The following is a 6,000-nucleotide window of genomic DNA, read 5'->3' as shown; positions in this document are numbered from 1 at the left end:
ACGTACAGTGGTGTGAGAGGCGCACTGGCAGTCATTCGACTGTCAGCCGTCTACTCGATTAGCGGGTCGTTGTTTTATTTGTTAATTCTATCAGACAGAAAGTTTATTGGTCATTTATTATTAAGGTTTTTGTAGTAATAATATTCTTCAACAAAACTTTTGTCTTCTAATGGAGGGAGAATACAGTCTATCGCACCAGGATAATAAGAAGTTGAATAATGAATTTGGGTATCGTTTTTGAAATAAATCGAATAAGTTATGCTTGCTGGACGACTACTTCTAATATCAGGAGCAGATAGAGTGTATTCAACATAAACTAAAGAGTCATTTTTCATATGAAAGGTTACATTCTCAGAACAAATAAAACTTTCGTTAACATAAAAAATCGAAATTAATTTATTATTCTCAAATGATTTGACAACAGTTCTATTATATGAGGTATCTTTAAATTGCTTATGAATTAAAGAGTTATCCTGTTTTTTTATTTTCTTACGAATTGAATCAATACTGCTAATGTACAAACTGTCTGATGGATTTTGCGCAATCAATTCATTTGTAATAATGAAAAGGGTAAAAAAAATGCTTATGGATATTTTCATTAGTCTATGTCTTTTTATAATGCCCGCTAACGGTCTCGGCTATGATTTCGGCGTGGAATTGTCCGCAGGACTATTCCGCAGAGAAATCAGCTTGGTTAAAATTACAAATTTTCTAAAATAGCCCATAAGCCACGCTGAATTATAGCCGTTGTTAGCAGCTGTTTTTTAATCGTTTATATTCAGTTCCGCAATTTTCCTCAAAGTCTTTCAAGTTTTCAAAGATATTCAGTCCTGCCATTCCAGTTCCGTGAGGTGCGGTCAATGTTTCGGTTATTATATTTCCGTTTTCTAATTCTAAAAATCCAACAGAATCATAGTCCTCAAACATTATAAAATCCACGATTTTAAGATTCGCAAACTTTTTCATTTCGTTGTCAACAATCTTTGTTGATTTAGAAGTATATTTTTTTGGGATTCCGTTTTTAAATCCGAGTTTATATTTCAGTCGTCCGAAAAAAGTTGAGTTTTGGTTCCTTTTAACTTCTTCTCTCACGTCATTCCAAGTTTTACCTTCTGGGAAATTAAATTCTGTTGATTCAATCCTGATTTTATCGCTTGATTTTAGAACCAAACTTTTAGATTTAGCTTTGGGTTTGGTTTCAATATTTTCAGATTCAAAATCCCAAGGAATCGAAATGGTTTTTCCACTATTTAATTCAATGAAAACTTGTCCTTGGTCAAGTCCGCCAACTTCCATTTTTACCCAAATGAGAATATCTTTAATTCTTTCTCCAAGTAATTCTTTAGTATTCATTGTTCAAATTGCTGCTAACTTAATAGCGTTTTATCAGTTGTTTTCTTTCAATAGCTAAAGATAGTCGTAAAAAATTAATTGTCAACCCATCAGTCGATTAATTGACGAGTAGAAAATAGCTGATAAAACGGAGTTGGACTATGCCGCGCTATGGGTAAACTATAGTGCCGATTTAATTTGGATGGATATTTTCTTCATTTTTGGAGTGGTAAAATGAAGGAATAATATGATTTCGATTTGTAATAAAAAGTTCTTCATATAAATTCATTTGTAACAAGACATATTTATCCCATTACACTTTTTTTAGCGTTTGTAGATCATTACAATAAGTAAAAGAACGTTCAATGAAATCAAGTGCCTCATGTAGGTGAGGCAATGATTTTGTGTTTTGCCCTCATTCTTCCTTTTTTGCATTTTTTGCATGCAGTCATGTCCTTATTGAGAGTAAAACTGACAACTTCTAATGCGTTTAAGCCTTCCAACATAGGAAGAAACACCGCTTTGTTTAATATTTCAACACATTTATCTAAATTCTCTTTTAAGAACCGCAAGGACATAAACCCGAAGTAGCGTATTTTTCTAAAACCTGATGGAAGAATATGCTGTAGAAAACGCCTAATAAACTCTTCTTCTGGAAGAGACATTGTTTTTCTTAAACCAGCATTTTTATAATCCTTATAACCAAAGATAACTTTGCCATCAGTGTGCTTTAAAATACGTTGATTAGAGATCGCCACCCTGTGTGTGTAATTGCCTAAATAATTAATCAAATTGTCAGGCTTTGCAAAAGGTTTTTTGGCATAAACTACCCATTTTTTCTTGTACCATATTCCTTTCAATGTTTCTACATCTTTTAGGTCATTGGTTAATTTAATCTCACCTTTTTGAATGGCTTTCTCGAAGAGTTTAAAAAGAATACCTCTAAAAATGGCACTTAAAACTTTAACAGGGAGAAAAAACTTTTTGTGAGCAGGTATCCATTCTCTACCATCTTCAGAAAGTCCGCCCCTGGAACGATCATGTGAATATGTGGATGGTAAACTAATGTTTGCCCCCAAGTATGGAGTATTGCAACACCTCCTGCTTTTGCTCCAAGATACTTGATGTTTTCGGCAGTTTGCATTATTGTTTCATTGGCAGCCTTAAAAAGTAAATCATAAGCATCTCTTTGATTAAGATAAAACAAAGTATTTAGGCTATCTGGAACAGTGAACACAAGATGAAAATACTTTACTGGAGGAAGATTTGAAGCTAGTTTATCTACCCATTTAGCCTTTTTTGTAAACTGACATTTTGGACAATGCCTATTTCTGCATGAGTTGTAGGCTTGTTCTTTTGTTTCACAGTTATTACACTCTCTCACATGTCCACCTAGTTTTTCTGTCCTACAACTTAGAATATCTCTAAAGGCTTTTCTTTGGGTGCTTACCAATTTCGGTGAAGAAAGAAATAGCTCTTTATTCTTCTCAAAAATGTCAGAAAGTTCGATTGTTTGTCTTTTATTTTCCATAGCTAAGATTTTAAACATTCATATTTTCTAATGGTGACTTCACTTTTGTAAGGTCGATATTTGTTAGATGCAAATAAACTGAGGTTGTTTTTAGTGTAGTGTGCCCTAAAAACCGTTGGATGAGTTTAATATTCACACCTTGCTCTAGCATGTGAGTGGCAAAAGAGTGTCGTAGCGTATGGGGTGATACTTCCTTTTTAATATTGGCTTTCAGAGCATTTTTCTTTAGAATATTTGCTAAAGAAGTAGGGGCTATTGTACTTCCTTGGTTTCCTTGAGGTTCAAAAAGGTAGGTTTTAGGTTGATTTAGTTTGTAGTGCAACCTCAATAAGTCAAGACATTTCGGAGATAAAATAGTAAATCGATCTTTCTTTCCTTTTCCCTGTCTAACATGTATTTTCATATTTTCTGAATCAATATCAGAAGGCTTAATTTGAAGAAGTTCAGATCTTCTCAGGCCAGCCGAGTAAAGTAACATTACCATGGCTCTATGCTTAATATTAATGATTACAGAAATAAGACGTTCGACTTCGTCCATTGATAAAACCACAGGAAGCTTTTGAACTTTTTTAGGTCGTTTAATTTTAATTCTTTCCCAATCATTTTTTAAAATATCTGAATAGAAGATTTTAAAAGCACTGATGTGCTGATTGATAAATGAAGTTGACCGTTTTTGGTTAAAAATTAAGTCATGGAGATAGACTTTAAACTCCTCTGTAGTGATCGAAGAAAGCGCTTTATTTAAACGCTTTTCCATTGCTGACATTGTCGTGCAATAACTTTTAACACTACTTGAACTGTAGTTTCTGTACTCCAATTCGAGTTGGAGTTTTTCGATGTCTTTTGAAAATTGCTTTCCCATTTTGATAAATTTTATGGATTAATACTTCCATAAATTTATGTCAATGAGGTGAGTATGGGAAATTACCGATTTTCAAATCGGTTTAGTTCAACGTTTTTCAAATAGGCACATGCGGCTACCACGTATGAACGTTCGCCGCTTGTGATTATTTGATGTTACCAACAGTAATTTCAAACTTTAATAGTTACTGGAATTACTAATTCATTATTATCATAGTTCTTGATTTTTATAACAGGTAATCTCCAAATTGTTTTTATCAAGTCTCTTTCAAAATATTTACATGTCGTTTCTGTGTCATACTTATACCTTGGCGTTCCATTTTGTAGAATCCCATTATCTGTAATTTCAAAATGAATTTCCATTTCGATATGTAATTGAATATAACCACAATAAACACCACTCGCAAAGGATACATCTGTTCTTTTATATAACCAGTTCTTAAATTCTGTTTGATTTTGAAAAATCAAAGTATCACTTTTACTTAGTTGCCCTGAATCTTTTTGAATTAGCTTCCATCTATTCTCAATAGTTTCTTTATTAGGCACTAGAAAGATCGTTGTTGTATCATTTTTCTTTGGGAAATCAAACTGATTAAGATTCCTTTCTAGATAATTATCGCCCAGCACAGGAAAAGTATGTTTTCTTTTAAATTTTGAAAAGGCATAAACTTTTTCTTCTTGTGAAACCTCAACTTTGGAGTCTTTTGGGAGTTTGATTGAAACTTTAGTTAATGTATCATTTGTGTCTCCATCAACGAATACAAAGAAATATTTACCCTGACCTAAGATAAAGCCTGGAAGAATTACTAATATTAACAATACAAGTATTTTAATCATCTCTTATTGTTGGTAACTCGTTTATATATACATATAAACTGCACAATATATGCTAAAAATGGAAATATTGTACAGTTTTATTGTTCTTGTTTCAGTAAATATAATTAGTTTTTTATAAATCATCATAAGGACTTCTGATGTTTTGTATACTTTTATTACTAACGTGGGTATAGATCTCTGTTGTTTTAGAACTCTTATGTCCAAGCAGTTCTTGAATGAAACGAATATCAGTTCCACTTTCGTGTAAATGGGTAGCATAGCTATGGCGCAACCAATGAAGCGTAACGGGTTTCTTTATTCCTGCCTTTTTTACTGCTTTTTTTAATACTGCTTGAATGCTGGTAGGACTGTATTGTTTTCCTGGGGTTTGCCCTTCAAACAACCAGGTCTTAGGCTTGAAAGCTTTGTAATAATCACGTAGCAATTCAATTATATCATCGCTAATGGAAACTATTCTGTCTTTTTTTCCTTTGGATTGCTCAATATAAAGTACTTTCCGATCTGAAAGTACATCAGTTGGTTTTAAACTTAATATTTCTGCTCTACGCAGACCACAGGCGTATATTAAGGTGAGTATTGTTCTGTGTTTAAGATTGATGGGAGCATCTAGAATTGCCTTTACTTCCTTTTTGCTGATTACTTTTGGCAATCGTTTTTCTTTTCTCGGTCGTTGTATCAATTCAACATCTATCCTTCTATTTTCTACTGTTTTAAAAAATAATTTTATGGCGTTTATAAATTGGTTTTGATAAGAATTGGATAGCTTTTTCTTTAAAATATAATCATTGTTGAAAAGAATAATATCTTCGTTTTCGATATCAGCGAGTGATTTGTGATTGAAAAACATTAAAAAAACCCGCAAAACATTCAAATAAGCATTTTCAGTGCTTTCGGAATATCGCTGAGCAGTAAGCCAGTTATTAAAATATTCTAACTGATTAATCTTTTCTTCCGAAAGTAAATTGTGGTTGTAAATGGGTAAGCCAAATTGCTTCCGATAAGTTTTGTTATCGGGCAAGTGCCATACTCTTTTTGAGGCACTCCATTTAGCGCCGCGAAGCTTTTTAAATCTTTGTCGTAACGTGGGCTTGTTTTCAAATTCAACAGCAATTCTACGCTGGTCTTTGTGGTTGATTAATCGTGCTTTAAAATTTTTCATAAATGATGATTTAGGTGTGTTTTATAATTCTAAATTAAGATAGTGAAATATATTCAATCAACAACTTTAATTAGCATTTTATCTTTCGCATTAGGGATTACTCGTGACTTTCTATAAATGGAACTCGTGAATCTCTCGCATTAGGGATAGCAGCGGCATCCTCTGACGTTTGGGTCAGAGATATAGCGGATAGCCCGACCCAGACGTTTTTAAAAGCGAAGTGGAGAAAAACCGTCTGGGGAATGTCCAAATAAACAACTTTGAAAAACGCTTAAAGATT

Annotated in this window: 5 protein-coding genes and 1 pseudogene; all 6 read right to left on the bottom strand. The window is 33.0% G+C overall.

Annotation, left to right across the window (positions count from 1 at the left end; genetic code table 11):
• Positions 1-110: 110 nt before the first annotated feature.
• Positions 111-599: a hypothetical protein gene (locus tag CW751_RS05460; RefSeq protein WP_101333979.1), complete on the bottom strand. Its 489-nt coding sequence runs from the start codon at positions 597-599 to the stop codon at positions 111-113.
• Between the two features lie 151 nt (positions 600-750).
• Positions 751-1,353, bottom strand: coding sequence for a hypothetical protein (locus CW751_RS05455; RefSeq protein WP_101333978.1), 603 nt, complete (start codon positions 1,351-1,353; stop codon positions 751-753).
• Between the two features lie 359 nt (positions 1,354-1,712).
• Positions 1,713-2,863 (bottom strand): annotated as a pseudogene (locus CW751_RS15970) (IS91 family transposase).
• Between the two features lie 10 nt (positions 2,864-2,873).
• Positions 2,874-3,725, bottom strand: a complete 852-nt coding sequence (locus CW751_RS05445; protein WP_101333977.1) for a tyrosine-type recombinase/integrase — start codon at positions 3,723-3,725, stop codon at positions 2,874-2,876.
• 170 nt (positions 3,726-3,895) lie between these two features.
• Positions 3,896-4,561 (bottom strand): hypothetical protein, encoded by a 666-nt coding sequence (locus CW751_RS05440; RefSeq protein WP_101333976.1) that lies wholly within the window; start codon positions 4,559-4,561, stop codon positions 3,896-3,898.
• Positions 4,562-4,673: 112 nt separating this feature from the next.
• Complete coding sequence (locus tag CW751_RS05435) at positions 4,674-5,720, bottom strand: tyrosine-type recombinase/integrase (protein ID WP_101333975.1); 1,047 nt, start codon at positions 5,718-5,720, stop codon at positions 4,674-4,676.
• Positions 5,721-6,000 lie beyond the last annotated feature (280 nt).

The organism is Brumimicrobium salinarum, assembly GCF_002844555.1.
Lineage (GTDB): Bacteria > Bacteroidota > Bacteroidia > Flavobacteriales_D > Crocinitomicaceae > Brumimicrobium > Brumimicrobium salinarum.
This window is presented reverse-complemented; position numbering and strand designations above follow the sequence as displayed.